The 17,040-nt window shown below is 41.4% G+C and carries 25 protein-coding genes; all 25 read left to right on the top strand.

Going from position 1 to position 17,040, the window contains the following annotated elements; all coding sequences use genetic code 11:
* Window positions 1-18 precede the first annotated feature (18 nt).
* Window positions 19-1,008, top strand: coding sequence for a phage major capsid protein, P2 family (locus HLH16_RS12975; RefSeq protein ID WP_171529635.1), 990 nt, complete (start codon window positions 19-21; stop codon window positions 1,006-1,008).
* Window positions 1,009-1,018: 10 nt separating this feature from the next.
* On the top strand, window positions 1,019-1,765 hold the full coding sequence (gpM, locus tag HLH16_RS12970) for a phage terminase small subunit (protein WP_171529634.1): 747 nt from the start codon (window positions 1,019-1,021) through the stop codon (window positions 1,763-1,765).
* A 103-nt stretch (window positions 1,766-1,868) separates the two neighbouring features.
* Window positions 1,869-2,333: a head completion/stabilization protein gene (locus HLH16_RS12965; RefSeq protein WP_171529633.1), complete on the top strand. Its 465-nt coding sequence runs from the start codon at window positions 1,869-1,871 to the stop codon at window positions 2,331-2,333.
* A gap of 163 nt (window positions 2,334-2,496) precedes the next feature.
* Window positions 2,497-2,706 carry a tail protein X gene (locus HLH16_RS12960; protein WP_004670236.1) on the top strand — a complete coding sequence of 70 codons (210 nt, stop codon included), beginning with the start codon at window positions 2,497-2,499 and terminating at the stop codon, window positions 2,704-2,706.
* An 11-nt stretch (window positions 2,707-2,717) separates the two neighbouring features.
* Complete coding sequence (locus HLH16_RS12955) at window positions 2,718-3,110, top strand: putative holin (RefSeq protein WP_171529632.1); 393 nt, start codon at window positions 2,718-2,720, stop codon at window positions 3,108-3,110.
* Complete coding sequence (locus HLH16_RS12950; protein WP_002060568.1) at window positions 3,107-3,400, top strand: phage holin family protein; 294 nt, start codon at window positions 3,107-3,109, stop codon at window positions 3,398-3,400. Before HLH16_RS12955 ends, HLH16_RS12950 begins: the two co-directional genes overlap by 4 nt.
* Window positions 3,397-4,254, top strand: a complete 858-nt coding sequence (locus HLH16_RS12945; protein ID WP_171529631.1) for an N-acetylmuramidase domain-containing protein — start codon at window positions 3,397-3,399, stop codon at window positions 4,252-4,254. Before HLH16_RS12950 ends, HLH16_RS12945 begins: the two co-directional genes overlap by 4 nt.
* A complete protein-coding gene (locus HLH16_RS12940; protein ID WP_171529630.1) occupies window positions 4,251-4,778 on the top strand; it encodes a phage tail protein in 528 nt (175 codons plus the stop codon). The genes HLH16_RS12945 and HLH16_RS12940 overlap by 4 nt, the downstream gene beginning before the upstream one ends.
* Window positions 4,775-5,224: a phage virion morphogenesis protein gene (locus HLH16_RS12935; protein ID WP_171529629.1), complete on the top strand. Its 450-nt coding sequence runs from the start codon at window positions 4,775-4,777 to the stop codon at window positions 5,222-5,224. Before HLH16_RS12940 ends, HLH16_RS12935 begins: the two co-directional genes overlap by 4 nt.
* Before the next feature lie 77 nt (window positions 5,225-5,301).
* Window positions 5,302-5,934, top strand: a complete 633-nt coding sequence (locus HLH16_RS12930; protein ID WP_171529628.1) for a phage baseplate assembly protein V — start codon at window positions 5,302-5,304, stop codon at window positions 5,932-5,934.
* Window positions 5,931-6,278: a GPW/gp25 family protein gene (locus HLH16_RS12925; RefSeq protein ID WP_171529627.1), complete on the top strand. Its 348-nt coding sequence runs from the start codon at window positions 5,931-5,933 to the stop codon at window positions 6,276-6,278. The genes HLH16_RS12930 and HLH16_RS12925 overlap by 4 nt, the downstream gene beginning before the upstream one ends.
* Complete coding sequence (locus HLH16_RS12920) at window positions 6,275-7,192, top strand: baseplate assembly protein (protein ID WP_171529626.1); 918 nt, start codon at window positions 6,275-6,277, stop codon at window positions 7,190-7,192. The genes HLH16_RS12925 and HLH16_RS12920 overlap by 4 nt, the downstream gene beginning before the upstream one ends.
* Window positions 7,189-7,722 (top strand): phage tail protein I, encoded by a 534-nt coding sequence (locus tag HLH16_RS12915; RefSeq protein WP_171529625.1) that lies wholly within the window; start codon window positions 7,189-7,191, stop codon window positions 7,720-7,722. The genes HLH16_RS12920 and HLH16_RS12915 overlap by 4 nt, the downstream gene beginning before the upstream one ends.
* A complete protein-coding gene (locus tag HLH16_RS12910) occupies window positions 7,719-9,020 on the top strand; it encodes a phage tail protein (RefSeq protein ID WP_171529624.1) in 1,302 nt (433 codons plus the stop codon). Before HLH16_RS12915 ends, HLH16_RS12910 begins: the two co-directional genes overlap by 4 nt.
* Before the next feature lie 2 nt (window positions 9,021-9,022).
* Entirely contained in the window at window positions 9,023-9,442 is a 420-nt protein-coding gene (locus tag HLH16_RS12905; RefSeq protein ID WP_171529623.1) for a hypothetical protein, read from the top strand.
* Between the two features lie 111 nt (window positions 9,443-9,553).
* On the top strand, window positions 9,554-10,726 hold the full coding sequence (locus HLH16_RS12900) for a phage tail sheath protein (RefSeq protein WP_171529622.1): 1,173 nt from the start codon (window positions 9,554-9,556) through the stop codon (window positions 10,724-10,726).
* 10 nt (window positions 10,727-10,736) lie between these two features.
* Window positions 10,737-11,252 (top strand): phage major tail tube protein, encoded by a 516-nt coding sequence (locus tag HLH16_RS12895; RefSeq protein WP_171529621.1) that lies wholly within the window; start codon window positions 10,737-10,739, stop codon window positions 11,250-11,252.
* 69 nt (window positions 11,253-11,321) lie between these two features.
* The gene (locus tag HLH16_RS12890) at window positions 11,322-11,663 is read left to right on the top strand and encodes a phage tail assembly protein (RefSeq protein WP_133387604.1); all 342 of its coding nucleotides are present in this window, start codon (window positions 11,322-11,324) and stop codon (window positions 11,661-11,663) included.
* Window positions 11,660-11,806, top strand: coding sequence for a GpE family phage tail protein (locus HLH16_RS15880; protein ID WP_350644072.1), 147 nt, complete (start codon window positions 11,660-11,662; stop codon window positions 11,804-11,806). Before HLH16_RS12890 ends, HLH16_RS15880 begins: the two co-directional genes overlap by 4 nt.
* Before the next feature lie 12 nt (window positions 11,807-11,818).
* Window positions 11,819-14,263: a phage tail tape measure protein gene (locus tag HLH16_RS12880; protein ID WP_171529620.1), complete on the top strand. Its 2,445-nt coding sequence runs from the start codon at window positions 11,819-11,821 to the stop codon at window positions 14,261-14,263.
* A gap of 6 nt (window positions 14,264-14,269) precedes the next feature.
* Window positions 14,270-14,710, top strand: a complete 441-nt coding sequence (locus HLH16_RS12875) for a phage tail protein (RefSeq protein ID WP_151839274.1) — start codon at window positions 14,270-14,272, stop codon at window positions 14,708-14,710.
* Window positions 14,710-16,023 carry a contractile injection system protein, VgrG/Pvc8 family gene (locus tag HLH16_RS12870; protein WP_171529619.1) on the top strand — a complete coding sequence of 438 codons (1,314 nt, stop codon included), beginning with the start codon at window positions 14,710-14,712 and terminating at the stop codon, window positions 16,021-16,023. Before HLH16_RS12875 ends, HLH16_RS12870 begins: the two co-directional genes overlap by 1 nt.
* Before the next feature lie 155 nt (window positions 16,024-16,178).
* Entirely contained in the window at window positions 16,179-16,430 is a 252-nt protein-coding gene (locus HLH16_RS12865; protein ID WP_004670219.1) for an Ogr/Delta-like zinc finger protein, read from the top strand.
* On the top strand, window positions 16,423-16,623 hold the full coding sequence (locus HLH16_RS12860) for a TraR/DksA C4-type zinc finger protein (protein WP_171529618.1): 201 nt from the start codon (window positions 16,423-16,425) through the stop codon (window positions 16,621-16,623). Before HLH16_RS12865 ends, HLH16_RS12860 begins: the two co-directional genes overlap by 8 nt.
* A 72-nt stretch (window positions 16,624-16,695) precedes the next feature.
* A complete protein-coding gene (locus HLH16_RS12855) occupies window positions 16,696-16,866 on the top strand; it encodes a hypothetical protein (RefSeq protein ID WP_004670216.1) in 171 nt (56 codons plus the stop codon).
* Window positions 16,867-17,040 lie beyond the last annotated feature (174 nt).

Below are 17,040 nucleotides of genomic sequence, written 5' to 3'. Positions count from 1 at the left end.
CTTATAAGCGAGAAAAAAATGCGTAACGATACACGTAAAAAATTCAATCACAGTTTGGCAAAAGTTGCTGAACTCAACGGTGTTGAATCGGCACAGGTGCAATTCACAGTAGCACCTGCCCCAGCTCAAAAAATGGAAGAAAAAATTCAGGCGTCAAGTGAATTTCTTCAAAAAATTAATGTCATGCCTGTCGATACTCAAACTGGTGAAGCGATTGGCTTATCTGTGAATAAAACGATTGCAGGTCGTACAGATACATCAGGTAATGGTGAACGTACGCCAACAGATCCAACTGGTCTTGGTGCAGACAAATACGAATGTAAGCAGACTGATTTTGATGTGGCGATTCCATATGCAAAACTTGATGCTTGGTCAGTTTTCGCAGACTTTCACCAACGTTGGACAAATGCCGTTGCTAAAGCAATTGCATTGGATCGTATCATGATCGGTTTTAACGGAACCTCTGCAGCAGCAACAACTGATCGTACTGTGAATATAAAACTTCAAGACGTGAACATTGGTTGGCTGCAAAAAATCCGTACTAATGCGCCTGATCGTGTAATGTCGACAGTGACAGTTGGTGCAGCTGGTACATACAAAAACTTAGATGCCTTGGTGGTTGATGCAGTCAATGAATTAATTGATGAAGTCCATCAAGATGATACGGATCTGTACGTGATCTGTGGTCGTTCACTGTTGGCAGACAAAAACTTCCCGATTGTGAATGATGCATCTGACAATACCAATGTATTGGCTGGTCAAGTGCTATTAAGCCAAAAACAAATTGGTGGCTTACCTGCAGCACGTGTACCACATTTCCCTGACAATGCACTTTTGATTACGTCTTTTGACAACCTGTCAATCTACTATCAAAAAGATGCAAAACGTCGTTACATCCAAGAAAAACCAAGCAAAAACCGCATTGAAGATTATCAATCTTCAAATGAAGCGTATGTGATTGAAGCATACGAAAAAGTGGCATTGGTTGAAGGCATCACAATCGAATAATAGGTGATTTATGTTGAGTCCAGCTCGACGACATCGCCTTCAGGCTTTGGCAGCGAAAGAAGCTGCCAAGGCTGATGAATTTGGTGGTGTACGTCAAGACGCAAGCGTCTACCAATTACAACTGACCGAACTCAAAAACGATATCCATGTTTTACGTTCAATTCAGTCACAAGAAAAACGTGCTGAAGCGAAAAAAGAACTGATTCCAAAGCACATGCCTTATGTGTTGGGGATTGTTCAGTCAGGCGCAAAAGTTGAACAGGATGAAGTCATTACCACCATCATGCTGTGGTGCTTTGACTGTGGTCTATTCAATCAAGGTTTAAGCCTTGCTGAATATGCTTTAGAGCAAAACTTAAAAATGCCTGATTCATTTAGTCGCAATACTGCCACTGTCGTTGTTGAAGAAATTGGCAATGCAGCACGTGTTGCACACAAGGCAGATAAATCATTTGACCTTGATGTTCTATTTAAAGCAGATCAATTGACTAAAAAAGAAGATATGCCTGACGAAGTACGTGCAAAACTTTATGTCGCACTTGGTCGAGAATGCTTTAAGCGAGAAGATGTTTATTTGTCATCTGCATATTTCAAAGCTGCTTTAGAAAAACATGAAAATTGTGGCTGCAAACAAGAATTTCAGAAAGTTGAAAAAATTCTGAAAGATCTGAAAAAAAATTCACCTGAACCAATGCTAAATGCTGATGGTTCACAGGTCGTCGATGATCAAGGCAACTTGATGTTTCATCCGACGTAACGAGTGCCCCGCGCCAACCGAGGGGCAGAATTGACGCTGTAATGACATTTTTATGCGTAATTACAAACTCAATTCTCCACCCCTCAACTATTTGAGAATGACAATGACCGGACTAATTGCAAACGGCAACCGCAACAATGAAGAAGTTGTCATCACCAGTGATTCATTTTTCCCTGGCATATCGAGCAAAGCCATTCGTGAAGCATTGCGCTTTGATGGAAGTGTCACTGATCAGCGTTTAATTCCTGCAATTGAATCAGCCATCATTGAAGTCAATGACCAGCTCGAGTCCCTGACATCAAAAGCAGTATCACTTGCTGAAATCAGTCCAAAAACCATCACCACCAAAGGGGTGGAAAAGCCCATCACTGAAGTTTTGTATTTCCGTGCCGTTGCAGCAGCGGTTGGTGCTGAACTGACTGAAAAGTATCGTGCTTATGACACCAACAACAATGGTGGCCAAAAAGCAGATGATCTGACACCAACGATTGATGATTACCGTCGAGATCTGCGCTTTGCCATTCGTGATTTAAAAAAAATTCGTCGTTTGAATGTGGAGCTGGTATGACTCAGAAATGTAATTCATGTTTCAAAGGTTTTGATGGACGCAATGGAAATGGCTATCAGCCTTGTTCATGCCTCAAAAAACCTGAATTTGTTCCTGTGCCTGGACCAATCAAAATTGATACACGCTCAAAAAACAGAACTAGCTTCTGGGGAAAGTGGTTTAAATGAAAACTGTTTATGCCATTCAGAATGACACGGTTGACGCAATTTGTTGGCGCAACTATGGACGCTCATCTGGTGTGGTCGAAGCAGTACTTGAAGCCAATCCACACTTGTCTGAATTTGGTCCATTCCTCCCGATGGGGACAAAGGTTCAGTTACCAGAACTTCAAACACAACAAAATAAAACGCAAAGCATTCAGCTTTGGGACTGAGAACAAAAAATATGGCTGAGCCAACCACATCAACGACTGTCGCAATTACCGCTTCTGCCGGCTTGGTATCACTCCTTCCATTTGTGAATGGTGATGCACTGTTTGGTGCAGTAATTGGTGCAGCATTTTTGGCATACACCCAGGTGTCACTGAGCTATGGAAAACGTATTTTTTCACTCATGTTGTCCGTCGCTTTGGGCTATGCCTTAGCCCCTGAAATTTCAAACCGAACTGGTGTGAACAGCCACACGGTCATTGCTTGCTTTACCAGCATGTTTGCCTTGCCTGTTTTGGTGAAGGTCATGAAATGGGTGAACAAGTCGACATTGACTGAGATCTTCAACACCACTTCAAGGTTCTTTTCTGCCCTGTCCAACACTTTTGGAAAGGAGAATAAAAAATGATGCAACTCATGTTGTCGCCATTGGCACAAACAATTTTTTCCATCGTTGCCGTGCTGTGCTATGTGGCATGTGCATTCCGTATTTTATGTTTTGATCGTTTGCACCTGCAAAAATGTTCGTTTCGACTATTTGCAGTTGTTCTGATCGGTGCATTCCTTGCACAAAGTATTCATATCATTTTCATTAAAGATCCGGTCACGATTTGGGATGCCATTCTCGCGGTGTTCTTAGTGGTCTTTATTTTTCGAAGTAAAGGCAATGTCGTTTCAATGCTAAGGAGCACACCATGAGCATTTTAAAATTAGGTTCAAAAGGTTCAGCCGTCACTGAATTGCAAAAACTGCTGATTAAAAATGGCATTACTGGACGCAATAAAAAACCAATCAGCATTGATGGCGATTTTGGTGAAAATACTGAATATGCAGTGATTCAATTCCAGAAAAAGCAGAATCTTAAAGTTGATGGATTGGTCGGTGACTACACACTAAAAGCCCTACGTGGTGAATGCACCAGTAAGCTTTTAAAAGAAAGCGACTTAATTGCCGGTGCCAAACGACTAGGTGTTCCAGTAATTGTCATTAAGGCAATTGCTGAAGTTGAAACGCTGGGTGAAGGTTACTTGCCAAATGGTAAGCCTAAAATTCTATTTGAACGTCATCGCATGTATTTCTATTTGAATCAGAAATTCGGCAAAACCAAAGCCAATGCACTCATGGCTAAACACCCGAATATTGTGAATACCAAAACAGGTGGTTATCACGGTGGATCTGCTGAGTACACACGTTTAAGTCAAGCCAAACAGCTTGATGAATCATGTGCATTACAGTCGGCATCTTGGGGACGTTTCCAGCTCATGGGTGAAAATTGGAAAGCACTAGGTTATGCATCTGTTCAGGAATTTGTAGCGCAGCATGAACAAAGTGAAAGCCTTCAGTTTGAAGCATTCCTTCGCTACTGTGAAACCAAGTCTGGTGAAGTGGATGACAAAAAGTGGATGCTCATCGATGGGTTACGTCAAGAAAATTGGCACGTGGTTTTTTCACTGTATAACGGCAAAAACTATAAAAAACTGGGCTATGACACTAAGTTTTTACGTGTGATGAACCGCCTCGATCCAAACTATAAGAGTGCAAAAGCTGCATGAAAAAGCCCAATCAATTAAGAGAATATTTACTCAAAGCGATTCCTGATCTGAGTCCTGATCAGGATCGCTTATTGATCTTTACTAATAATGGTTCGCTTCGCAGTACCATGGTCAGTGGTTTTAGTTTTGAAATGTCATACACATTGGATCTGGTCATTACTGACTATGCCGGTGATGTCGATGTTATTGGTGTGGTGCTGTTCACGTGGATTGCAGAAAATCAGCCTGAATTGATGGCCAACCATGAGAAAGGCAAACAAGCCATCAGCTTTGAAGCTGAACTGATTGATAACAGTAAATATGACATTAACTTTCAAATTCCACTAACTGAACGTGTCGTCGTGAAAAAGTTGTCAGACGGTAAATTAGAACTCAGTCATCCTGAAGAACCGAAGTACACAGAATTTGAACCTGCCACTGATTTTGAAGTCATCGATCCATCGGGTGAAGTCGTTGCTTCATGGACCACTGCTGAAAAACAAGGTTGGTCATTAGATATGCCACCGACAGGTCGAAACCCATGACGAACAATGTTGAAGAACTTGCCACCTACTTACAGCCGTATTTGGAACGGTTGTCAGTGGGTGAACGTGCCAAGCTTTCAAAACAGATCGGTCGTGATTTAAGAAAAAATCAGGGCAAACGTATTTCTACACAACAAAATCCTGATGGTTCAACATACACCCCAAGGCGCAAACGCCTACGTGAACAAAAAGGCAAAATTAAGCGCAAAATGTTCACCAAATTAAAAAATACTGCTCATTTAAAATTGCTCAGCACCGCTGATGCCATTGCGATTGGCTTTGTGGGTCGTGTTGCACGTATTGCCCAAGTACATCAGGAAGGTTTAAAAGATCGTGCGGAACGTGGCGCACCGAGTGTGGTCTATCCAAAACGTGAACTTTTAGGCTTCACAGATCATGATCTAAAACTGATTGAAGACTCATTCTTAAAACATATCAATCTTTAAGTTTTTATCCTTGTAAAAACTACTTAATACAAGCCCCATCAGCTGAAATGGCTTAGCCCTTGACGCAAAGTGTTTGTATGAATGCAGATGCTAACCGTCGTCTTGAAAATATTGTTCGATTTGGAACCGTCAAGACCATCAATCCGTCTAAACCTATTCCACGTGTCATCGTCAATTTAGGCGATATCGAGACACCAGAAATCCGTTGCCTAAATATTCGTTCTGGTGACGATGCAACTTGGGACATGCCATCGGAAAATGAAGAATGTGTGGTCATTTCACCCTGTGGTGATATCGGCCCAACTAGTTTTGTTTTATATGGATTTTATAACGACGATCACCCTGCGCCCTCTGATGATTTAAACAAAAAAATTCGTATGTTTTCCGATGGCTGTGTCATCGCCTATGACATTGCGGCCCATCATTTATCTGCTGTTTTACCTTCAGGTGGCACAGCCGTTTTGACTGCTGATGGTGGAGTCACTGTGAATGGTGATACGACGATCAATGGAAATTTACAAGTCAATGGAAGTACCGCCATGACAGGAAACAATACCGTTGGAGGCAGTCAGTTAGTACAAGGATCTAGTCATTCATCAGGTCAATTTAGTACTGAAGCCGATGTTACTGCAGGCAATATCAGCCTGAAGAACCATAAAACTTCTGGTGTTCAACCTGGATCTGGTACATCGGGAGGGCCTACACCATGATGTCTAGATATACAGGATTGAGTTTGCAGAATGAAGCTGAACAGATACGCCAATCTATTCAAGATATTTTAACTACACCCATTGGTTCACGAATCATGCGTCGAAGCTATGGTTCATTACTACCTCAAATGATTGATGCACCATTTAACGATGTCACTAAATTGCAACTATATGCAGCTAGTGCAACAGCACTAATTCAATGGGAAAACCGAATAAATATTGAATCCATTTTAATTGAACAGCTAGATCAAGGTAGATTCATTTTGGAATTAAAATTAAACATCATAAATAGTAATCAGAACGAGTCTTTAAGCATCCCATTAAACTTTGGTGCTATATCATGAATATTGTCGACTTTTCTCAATTACCAACACCAACTCTCATTAAAGAATTGGATTTTGAAACTCTGCTCAACGCACGCAAAGAGAAATTTATTGCGTTATATCCAGCATCCGAACAGCAGAAATGGCGTTCAGTTCTTTCACGTGAATCAGAACCTGTTGTGAAAATACTTCAGGAAAACACTTATTTAGAAATGCTCTATCAGAATAAGTGCAATGCAGATGCACGCTCGCTGTTGCTTGCTTATGCTGAAGGTGAAGACTTAGACCATTTAGCACTCACAGAATATGGATTAACACGTTTAATCGTAACTCCTGAAGACATTTCTGCCACTCCACCATTGCCAGCTGTTTATGAATCTGATGAGCGATTACGTGAACGTTGTCTACTGTCGTATGACGGAATGAATACCGCTGGTGCGACAAATGGATATCGTTATTTCACATTATCAGCAGATGGTCGTGTTGATGGAATTAAAGTCAAATCAGATGAAGAAACACCGTGTTTTTTAGACATTGTGATTACACAAGTCGATAGTGAAAATGGTGAAGCATCAGAAGAACTGGTTCAAATTGTTCAAGCTTCTTTAGATCCAGATACAGTTCGACCAGTTGGTGATAGACCAACCGTCAAATCAAGTATTGCAACAAATTACCAAATTGAAGCATCTCTATATGTTGGTAAAAATGCTGAGGATGCATTGTTACTTGAAGCAGCACATATTCGTTTAGATAAATACATTAAAAATGCTCAAAAAAACGGTGAAAGTATTTATCTATCTGCAATTTATGCTGCATTGCATGTAGATGGTATTGAACGAGTAGAGATTATTTCACCGACATCAGATTTGGTGATGGATAGTTACCACCACCCATACTGCACTGCTAAAAATATTACTGTTGGAGGTGTAGTTTGAAAACTTTACTCCCTCCAAATTCCACAGAACTAGAACGAAAACTTGCTGAAGTAGGTAAAGATGCTTTTGATTTACCATCGATTCGTATCATCAAAGATATTGATCATGTGCCATCACAATTTTTACCTTTTATTGCTTGGCAAAAATCAGTCGATTATTGGGATGATGACTGGCAAGAAGAATTAAAGCGGAAAGTCATTAAAGAATCGAGAGATTTGCACCGATTAAAAGGCACACCTGCAGCAATTAAAAAAGCCTTAGAACCGTTTGGATATGAAGTCAATATTATTGAATGGTTTGAAGTAGAGCCTAATTTAGTACCAGGTACTTTTAAATTAGAAATCGATTTAATTGGGAAACCTCTCAACTCTGATACTACAGCAGAAATCAATCGTCTTGTTGGTGAGACTAAAGCTGCATCAAGACCTGTTACTGACATTCAATTTACGACCAATTCACCTGTTCCAGTTTATATTGCCACTGGTTATCAACGAGCAGTGACGGTATCTAGTTATACGAGATCAATATGAGCGATTACTACAATATTTTAACTAATCTTGGGCGTTCTAAGATTACAGACTTAATCACATCTGATACTGCACTTGAAAACATTCAAATTGCATTTGGTGATGGTAATGGTTCAGTCCCAACACCGGACCCTACACGTACAGCACTAGTAAATGAAGTACATCGCAGACCTGCCAACAAATTACAAAAACATCCAACTTTAACCAATAGTATTGTTGTTGATGTGGTTATACCTAATAATGTGGGTGGGTTTTGGATTCGTGAATTTGGTATTTATTTCGATGGTGTTTTAATCTGCAATGGTTCATTAGCCCCAACTTTTAAAGAAGCATCTGATGATACTGTGAATACATATCGTCTGAAGCCTTACATCAATGTTGAATCAGATCGACTTAAAGTTGTTGAAATTGAAAGTGACTTAATTAATGCAACTGAAAGTTGGACTCAAGAAAATTTCATTAATCGAAGTGAAATCGTAGACAACTTAACAACCAATGATGCAACCAAGCCTGTTTCAGCAAAACAAGCAAAAGTTCTGCAAGATAATAAGCTTGGTAAAACAGAAAATGCTGCAAGCGCAACAAAACTAGCTACAGCGCGAACAATCGCAATTTCAGGTGCAGTTACAGGTACAGCAACCTCATTCGACGGATCTGCTAATGTTGCGATTACAACCACATCATTAGATGCAACTAAACTGTCAGGTACAGCTTCTATTGCAACTACTGGTAATGCTGCAAGCGCAACAAAACTAGCTACAGCGCGAACAATTGCAATTTCAGGTGCGGTAACAGGCACAGCAACAGGGTTTGATGGTTCGTCAAACATTGCAATTTCAACAACTGAAATTGATGGTTCTAAAATCAGTAGTGGTACTGTACCTGTTGCGCGACTTCCTGCTGCATCAACAAGTGCAGCGGGTGCTGTAAAACTCAATAACACACTAACAAGCACAAGCATAAGTGAAGCCGCAACCGCTGCTCAAGTTAAGGTGCTCAATGACAAAAAGCTTAATAATAATGCATTCGGAAATGGTGTAAACGTCACATCTAGCAGAATATCAGGTGCAACTTATACAAATCCTTACGACAGACCATTAATCGTAGTCATGTCACTTGGGGATACAGACGATGCAAATTTTAAATTAAAAATAGGTGATCTTGTTTACACATCTCCTTACGATTTTCCACAAACTGGCATGTTTGCATTTACTTTTGTAGTCCCTCCTAATGCAGAATACATGGTTAAATGGGCCCCTGGATCGTGGCCTATCGGTTTAAATTTTTGGTGGGAGTTTTAATCATGCAGGTGAAGTATTTTAAAGATGCGGATGGTGAAATTCACGGTCTAATCAATGAAGTTCAGGATCATCTGATAAAAGAAGATTTTGTACCATTAACTAAAAATGAATTAGATAGATTATTTTTTCCAGAAAAGTATCTAACTGAAGAAGAAAAACTCGCGTATAAGCGTTCACAGTATCCAAAGCTCACACGCTATCAATTTATGCGTGGAATGCTTGAATATGGTTACAAATCATCTGATATTGAAGCTCAAATAATGCTCATTAAAGATGAATATACACGCGAACTCACAATGCTTGGATTTAAAGATGCTGGGTATTTTGAACGCAATGATCAAAGCATTACTGTTATGCGTAACATTCTAGAAAAAACAGATCTAGAAATTGATGAGTTTTGGGAGTTGAGTATGACTTTTTAACAAGTATCTACTTTGTAAAACCCACTTAATACAAGCCCATGCACTTGGGCTTTATTAATCCACATGCAAGCCTGTTTACTGAAATAAAACCTCAATAAACAGGCTTTTTTTATGGCAGATTCATACCACCACGGACTGCGTGTCGTTGAAATCAACGAAGGGACACGTCCGATCCGAACCATTGCCACTGCTGTTCAAGGACTCATTGCCACTGCAGAAGATGCAGATGCAACCGTTTTCCCATTGAATACGCCAGTGCTTATTACAAATACCCAAGCTGCAGTTGCAAAAGCCGGTACCGAAGGCACACTAAAAACAGCACTGCAAGCCATGGCCAATCAAGCAAATTCAATCTGTGTAGTAGTACGTGTTGCCACTGCTGAAGATGAAGCAGCACAAACAGCCAATGTCATTGGTACCGTAGATGCCACTGGGAAATATACCGGTGCAAAAGCATTGCTATTAGCGAAAGCAAAACTAGGCGTACAGCCACGCATCATTGGTGCACCCGGTCTGGACACCCAAGCCGTTGCCACTGAACTTGCAACCATTGCAAAAAAACTTCGTGCCTTTGCCTATGTCTATGCTTGGGGATGCAAAACCAAAGAAGAAGTGGTTGCCTATCGTGATGCGTTTGCAGCGCGTGAACTCATGGTGATTTGGCCAAACTTCGTGGCATTCAATGTCGACACAGCACAAACCGAAACTGTACCTGCAGTTGCAGTGGCGATGGGCTTACGTGCCAAGATCGACAACGAAATCGGTTGGCATAAAACCCTGTCAAACGTTGCAGTCAACGGTGTTACCGGTATCGATGCTGATGTGACTTGGGACCTTCAAGACCCTGCAACCGATGCTGGCTATCTCAACAGCAATGAAATCACCACACTGATTCAGCATGACGGCTTCCGTTTCTGGGGCTCACGCACCTGTTCAGACGATCCACTCTTTGCTTTTGAAAACTACACACGTACAGCACAGATCATGGCCGACACGATTGCAGAAGCACATATGTGGGCCATTGATAAACCAATGCACGGTTCATTGGTCAACGACATGTTGGAAGGCATCAAAGCCAAACAACGTGAATGGACACGCCTAGGCTATCTGATCGGTGGCGATGCTTGGTATGACCCAGAGCTAAACTCAAAAGACACGCTCAAAGCCGGCAAATTGTATATCGACTATGACTATACCCCAGTGCCACCGCTTGAAGACCTTACCTTCCGTCAGCGTATTCAAGACAGCTATTTGGCTGACTTCGCTTCAACGATCACTGCATAGGAGTTGATGCATGAGCCTTCCTCGTAAACTCAAAAATATGAACCTATTTAACGAAGGTAAAAGTTACTTAGGTGAAATTAAAACGGTCGTATTGCCAAAGCTCACACGCAAGATGGAAGACTATCGCGGTGGTGGTATGAATGCACCAATCAAAGTGGACATGGGCATGGGCGATGATGGCCTAGTGCTTGAATCCACTTTTGGTGGCTTAGACCTGCTCACATTGCGTCAGTTCGGTATGGAAAAAGTCGACGGTGTGTATATGCGTTTCGCTGGTGCTTATCAACGTGATGACACAGGCGAAGTCGATGCAGTGGAAGTCGTGATTCGTGGTCGTCATGAAGAAATTGATGGCGGTGACTCAGAACCAGGTGAAGACACTGAACATAAAGTCGTGACCAACTGTGCTTATTACAAACTCACAGTCAATGGCAAAGTTGAAATCGAAATTGACGTGCTGGGCTTCAAAGAAGTCGTAGATGGCAAAGATCGTCTCGAAGCACAACGTAAAGCAATCGGACTCTAAGTTTTCCTACCCTTGCATGGATACGTTCTGTGCAAGGTTTTTTTAATTTGTCTCTTTTAGGAATGCGACATGAATACTCAAGATCAAGAATTAAATCAGCAACTGATTCAAAACCCGAACCAAGAAACCGTTCAGCTAGAACAACCGATTCAATTTGGTGGCAATACCATTACTGAAATCACCATCCGTAAACCAAATGTCAAAGCGTTAAGCGGTGTCAGTTTACAAGCCATCTATCAGCACGACGTAAACGCATTAATCAAAGTTTTACCACGTGTCACCACGCCAGCATTAACGCCACAACAAGTGCTTGAACTAGATCCAGTCGACTTTGCACAGCTTGGAGGTCACTTGGTCACTTTTTTGTACCCGAAGGATCTACAGAAAGCGATCAAAGAGGATCAGCAATAAAACTAGTCGATGACGTAGATGAAGCGATTGCCAATATTGCTTGCATCTTCCATTGGCCACCCAGCGCATACGATGACATGGACATTATCGAATTAAGTAAATGGCATCAACTTGCGCTGAAGCGTCACCAAACCACTGTTTAAAAGAGTCCACCAATGTCAAAACTAAAATTAGAAGTCCTATTTGGAGCAGTTGATAAACTCACAGGACCAATGAAAACCATCGTTGGTGGCTCTAAAACAATGGCTGACGCACTCAAAAAAACCAATGGTGAGCTGAAGGACCTTGAAGCACAACAGCGTAAAATTTCAGGTTTCCGTCAGCTCACCGCTCAATCTGAAAAGACAGCACAGGCTTTAGCCAAAAATAAACAAACCATTTCTGAACTAAAAGCTGCATTAAAAATCAATCCTGAAGTTCAGGAAAATGTCACAGCATTGGCACGTGCTGAAGCTGCCCATAAACGCCTAACTGCTGTGCAAAAAAGCCAACGTACAGAACTCACTGGCATGGCTCAAGAATTCAACAAAGCCGGGATACAGATGGATCGGTTGAATGATGAAGAATCAGATCTAAAAAATAAGATTCATTTGACCACCATGGAGTTAAACAAACAAAAAGAATCCTTAGGCAAACATACAGAAGCCCAAAAGAAATACGAAAAAATGCAAGAACGCATGGGCAAAGCCAATGAAATGGCAAAAAAAGGACTCATGATCGCTGGTGCTGGTGCAGCTGCTTTAGCAGTACCAGTTAAACTTTCTATTGATTTTGAATCTGCCATGGCTGATGTAAAAAAAGTGGTTGATTTTGATACCCCACAGCAGTTTAAGCAAATGGAAAACGATATTATCAGCATGAGTACACGACTGCCGATGGCCGCCAAAGATATTGCAGCTATTTATGCAGCAGGTGGACAATCTGGTATTGCAAAAAATGAATTGACTCAGTTTGCTGAAACAGCTGTGAAGATGGGTGTAGCTTTCGACATTACAGCCGAAGAATCAGGACAGGCAATGGCAGAAATGCGTACAGCATTCAAAATGTCACAATCTGAAGTAACAACATTAGCGGATAAAATTAACTACCTAGGCAACAATACCCCTGCCGCGGCTAAAGGCATCATGGATATTGTGCAACGTATTGGTCCGTTGGGTGAAGTCGGTGGCTTTGCTTCTGGATCTATTGCCGCATTAGGGGCAACAATCCGTGGCATGGGCGTAGCTGAAGAAGTGGCTGCTACAGGTATTAAAAATATGATGCTTGCCTTGGTTGCAGGTGAGTCTGCCACAAAGGGACAGCACAATGCTTATATTGAATTAGGTATGGATGCTAAAAAGGTAGCTCAAGACATGCAGAAGGATGCTGAAGGAACCACATTATCTGTATTGAAAGCCATTTCAAAAATGGATAAGTACAAGCAAGCTGCCATGTTAAAAGAATTATTCGGCTCTGAGTCACTTGGATCTATCTCACCTTTGCTGACCAACATGAAAGCCCTTGAAGACAATTTAGGGAAAGTTGCAGATAAGCAAAAGTACGCTGGCAGTATGGAAAAAGAATATGCAGCACGAGCAGCAACCACTGCCAATAATATTTTTCTTGCAAAAAATGCAATGGCAGCACTGGGAATTACCATCGGCAATCAACTATTACCAGGTGTTAACAGTATTACCGAGAAATTTACTGGTGTAATAAAATCCGTACAGACTTGGGCACAAGCGAATCCAGCCTTATCCAGTTCACTAACAAAAATTGCAGTCGGTGCTATTGCCATTGTTGGTGGTCTTTCTGCCCTATCCATTGGTGCAATCGCCATCTTTGGTCCAATGATGATGGTTGGTCGAGCATTTGGTGTAGTAGCACTGGCTGCCAAAGGTATGAGCATGGCGTTACTGACCAATCCAATTACATGGATTGTTCTTGCCATTGCTGGTGCTGCCTTCCTGATTTATAAAAACTGGGCCCCGATCTCAGCATTCTTTGTCGGCATTTGGAATACCATCAAGACCGCATTCAATGGTGGCATTAAAGGCATATCAGCACTGATCATCAATTGGAGTCCAATCGGACTGTTCTATTCAGCCTTTGCCAAAGTACTGTCATGGTTCGGTGTAGATCTTCCAGCAAAGTTCACCGGCTTTGGTGCCATGATTTTAGAAGGACTCAAGAACGGTATTTTATCCAAAGTGAATGCCGTCAAAGATGCCATCACAGGTGCTGTCAGTGGTGTCATTGATAAAGCCCGGGGCATTCTAGGCATTCATTCACCCTCACGTGTCTTCATGGGCATTGGTGGCTATACCATGCAAGGCATGGCCAACGGCATTTCAAATGCCAATGGGTTACCAATTGCAGCAACATCCACCGCCACACAAGGTGTGGTCAATACTGCTGCCCAAACCAAGCCAGTCAAACCCATCAATGTTGGTCGCAATAACCCACGTTCATATATCAGCCAAGACACGATTGAAGTGCATATTCATGTCAAAGATGGATCCGTGGTCAAAGGAACGGCTGAAGCAATGCGTCAGGAACTCCAGCGAGTGGCTGAAGAACAGCAGATGAAAAAACGTAAATTTTTAACAGACACGGAGTAAAGACACATGATGATGGCTCTAGGCTTGTTTGTCTTCTCATTACGAACAGCGTCATATCAAGAACTGCAACGTGTCACCAATTGGCGACACCCTTCAAATAGTCGTGTCGGAGACTCCCCTGCTTATCAATTTATTGGTAAAGGTGAAGATGTCATTACACTTAAAGGCGTGATTTACCACGAATTGACAGGAAGTCGCGTCACATTAGACACGCTCAGACAAATGGGCGATACAGGCAAGGCATATACCTTAATTGAAGGCACAGGCAAAATTTATGGCTTAGTCATCATCAATGATTTAGATGAAACCAAAACCTATTTCTTTAAAGATGGTGCAGCACGTAAAACTGAATTCACTTTAAAACTGACCATTGTACGCGATTGGCAACCGACCTTATTAGGCACCCTGATCGGAATGGGTGTTGGCGCACTGAATAGGATTCTATAATGCTGAATAAAGTCATGAACGTCGTTGGTACGGCATTAAATTCTGTTGAAAAAATGACGGAATATCCTTACCCCATTTTTAGAGTTGAAGTCGATGGTGTGGATATCTCATCCCTTATGGCTTCACGTTTAATGTCTTTGAGCATCAAAGACAATCGTGGGCTTGTGGTGGATTCAGTGGACATCGAACTGAATGATGCAGATGGCATGCTCAGTATTCCACCCAAAGGTGCCATCATTCAGGTGTGGCTAGGTTGGTCCAATACCGGTTTATTCGACAAAGGCAAATACAAAGTCGATTCCACATCCCATCGTGGCGCACCAGATGTGCTCAGTATTTCTGCCATGGCCAATGACGTGTCAGAAGGTTTAAAACAAAAGCGTGAACGCAGCTGGAGCGACAAAACCATTCAAGAAATATTTGAAAAGGTTGGTGCTGAATATGAACTGAAAGTCATTGTTCATGAAAAATTCGCAACAAAACAAATTAAATACATTGCTCAAAATGAATCTGATGCAAATCTCATCACACGTATTGCCGATGAAAATGACGCAATAGCCACAGTGAAGAATGGGCATTTGATTTTATTACCACGTGGTGCAAGTACAACTGTTTCAGGTTTAGCCTTACCACGTGTGCAAATCACCAGAAATAAGGGCGATCAGCACAACTACACCAATGGCACAGGTACGGACAATATCACAGGCGTCAAAGCCTATTACTACACCGAAAACAAAGCCAAAAAATTGCATGTCGTAGTCGGTGACAGTGAAGACAACATGAAAGAGATCCGCTATGTGCATCGGGATAAAACCACCGCTGAACTGGCAGCAAATGCGGAATACAATCGCTGTAAACGTACTGCCCAAAAACTGACATATACTTTAGCTTTTGGCGATCCAACTTTAATCCCTGAACAGGAATTCGAATTCATTGGCTTAAAACCTGAAATTGATGACATTATCTGGTTAGGGACAAACGTCACCCATTCACTCAATGACAATGGCTTCACCACCTCAGTTGAATTAGAAGTTCAGCTGCCCGATGCCGATGATGTATCGACACTGTTTGAAGGCAAAGAAGAAAAGACTGAAGAAGAAAAAGAAAAGTCCAAAACCAAAAAGCGCACTGGTAAAAATTATGCAGATTATACCGGTGTCATTGCCTATTACAGTGAAGGTGGAAAATCCGTCAAAATCACATCGGGTGATCAGACCAAGCCTTTAAAGTTGACCCATGTCTATAAATCGAAAAAGACCGCGAATAATGCCATAAAACGTGAGCAAGAAAAAATTGACAAAGCCAAAAAATAGGACAAAAAAAAATCCTGACTTTGGGGTGGAGTCAGGATTAAATGGGTAAAAACAAAATAACGATATTTAATAACTTTTACAATAGAAACTTTAGATATAACGTAATTTTGTTGTATATTTGTTGAATATTATTTATTCAGCAGAGGCAGCAAAAAATGTCTAAACCAGGACGTACGATAAGTAATAAATGCCCTCATTGCGGCGAATCTCTTTGGATCCGTTCAAGTGAACAAGTCGATCCACTTTTAAAACGGTTATACGGTCAATGCACCAATTTACATTGTGGTTTTACAGCTCAAGGTTTTTTAACTTGGGATGCTGAACTATCCCCTTCTGCAATGCCAAACCCTGAAATTCATCTTCCTAAGTCATTAGCAAAACAAGGAAAAGGGGGAGCATGTGTCTAAGAGATTCGATATCGCACAACAGAATCAATTGGATCAAGTTCACGTGGTACCACGTGATTACAGCACACCATCACTTGATGAATGTGAACAATGCGGTAATGACATTCCACCAGAACGACAAAAGCTAGGTGCAGTCACTTTATGCATTGAATGTAAAAGTTTGGAAGAACGCCATGCCAATCGTTATCGCTGAACCATCAGATCCAATCGAATGCCCCTGCCCTGAATGCACATCACAAGATTAATAAGCAAAGGAAAAATAAAAATGGACCAACAAACTGCACTGATTTTAATTGTTGTAAACCTATTGGCTGCCGTGGTACTCATCATATGGTACTTGTTCGACCGTTATACCAAACGCATTGAAAGCTTAATTCAGCAAAATAACAAACCAAGCTGTGCATTTATTCAAACCCAAACCAAGCGTAAAGGATAAAAATATGTGGCTCTATCCTTTTTTAGTCGGTGCTATGCTGGGTGTGATCGGCAGTGCTTTATTATTTCTACACACAGTAGGATGGTTTTAAAAAAACGGTTATAATAACAACAGGATGACAGCAAAATATTCAATATGCTGTACGTGGCGTGACACGTTTTTCAGCTCCAATAA

Source organism: Acinetobacter sp. ANC 5378, from assembly GCF_013004315.1.
Lineage (GTDB): Bacteria > Pseudomonadota > Gammaproteobacteria > Pseudomonadales > Moraxellaceae > Acinetobacter.
Note: the sequence above shows the minus strand (reverse complement) of the source record. Positions and strands in the feature narration are given on the sequence as shown.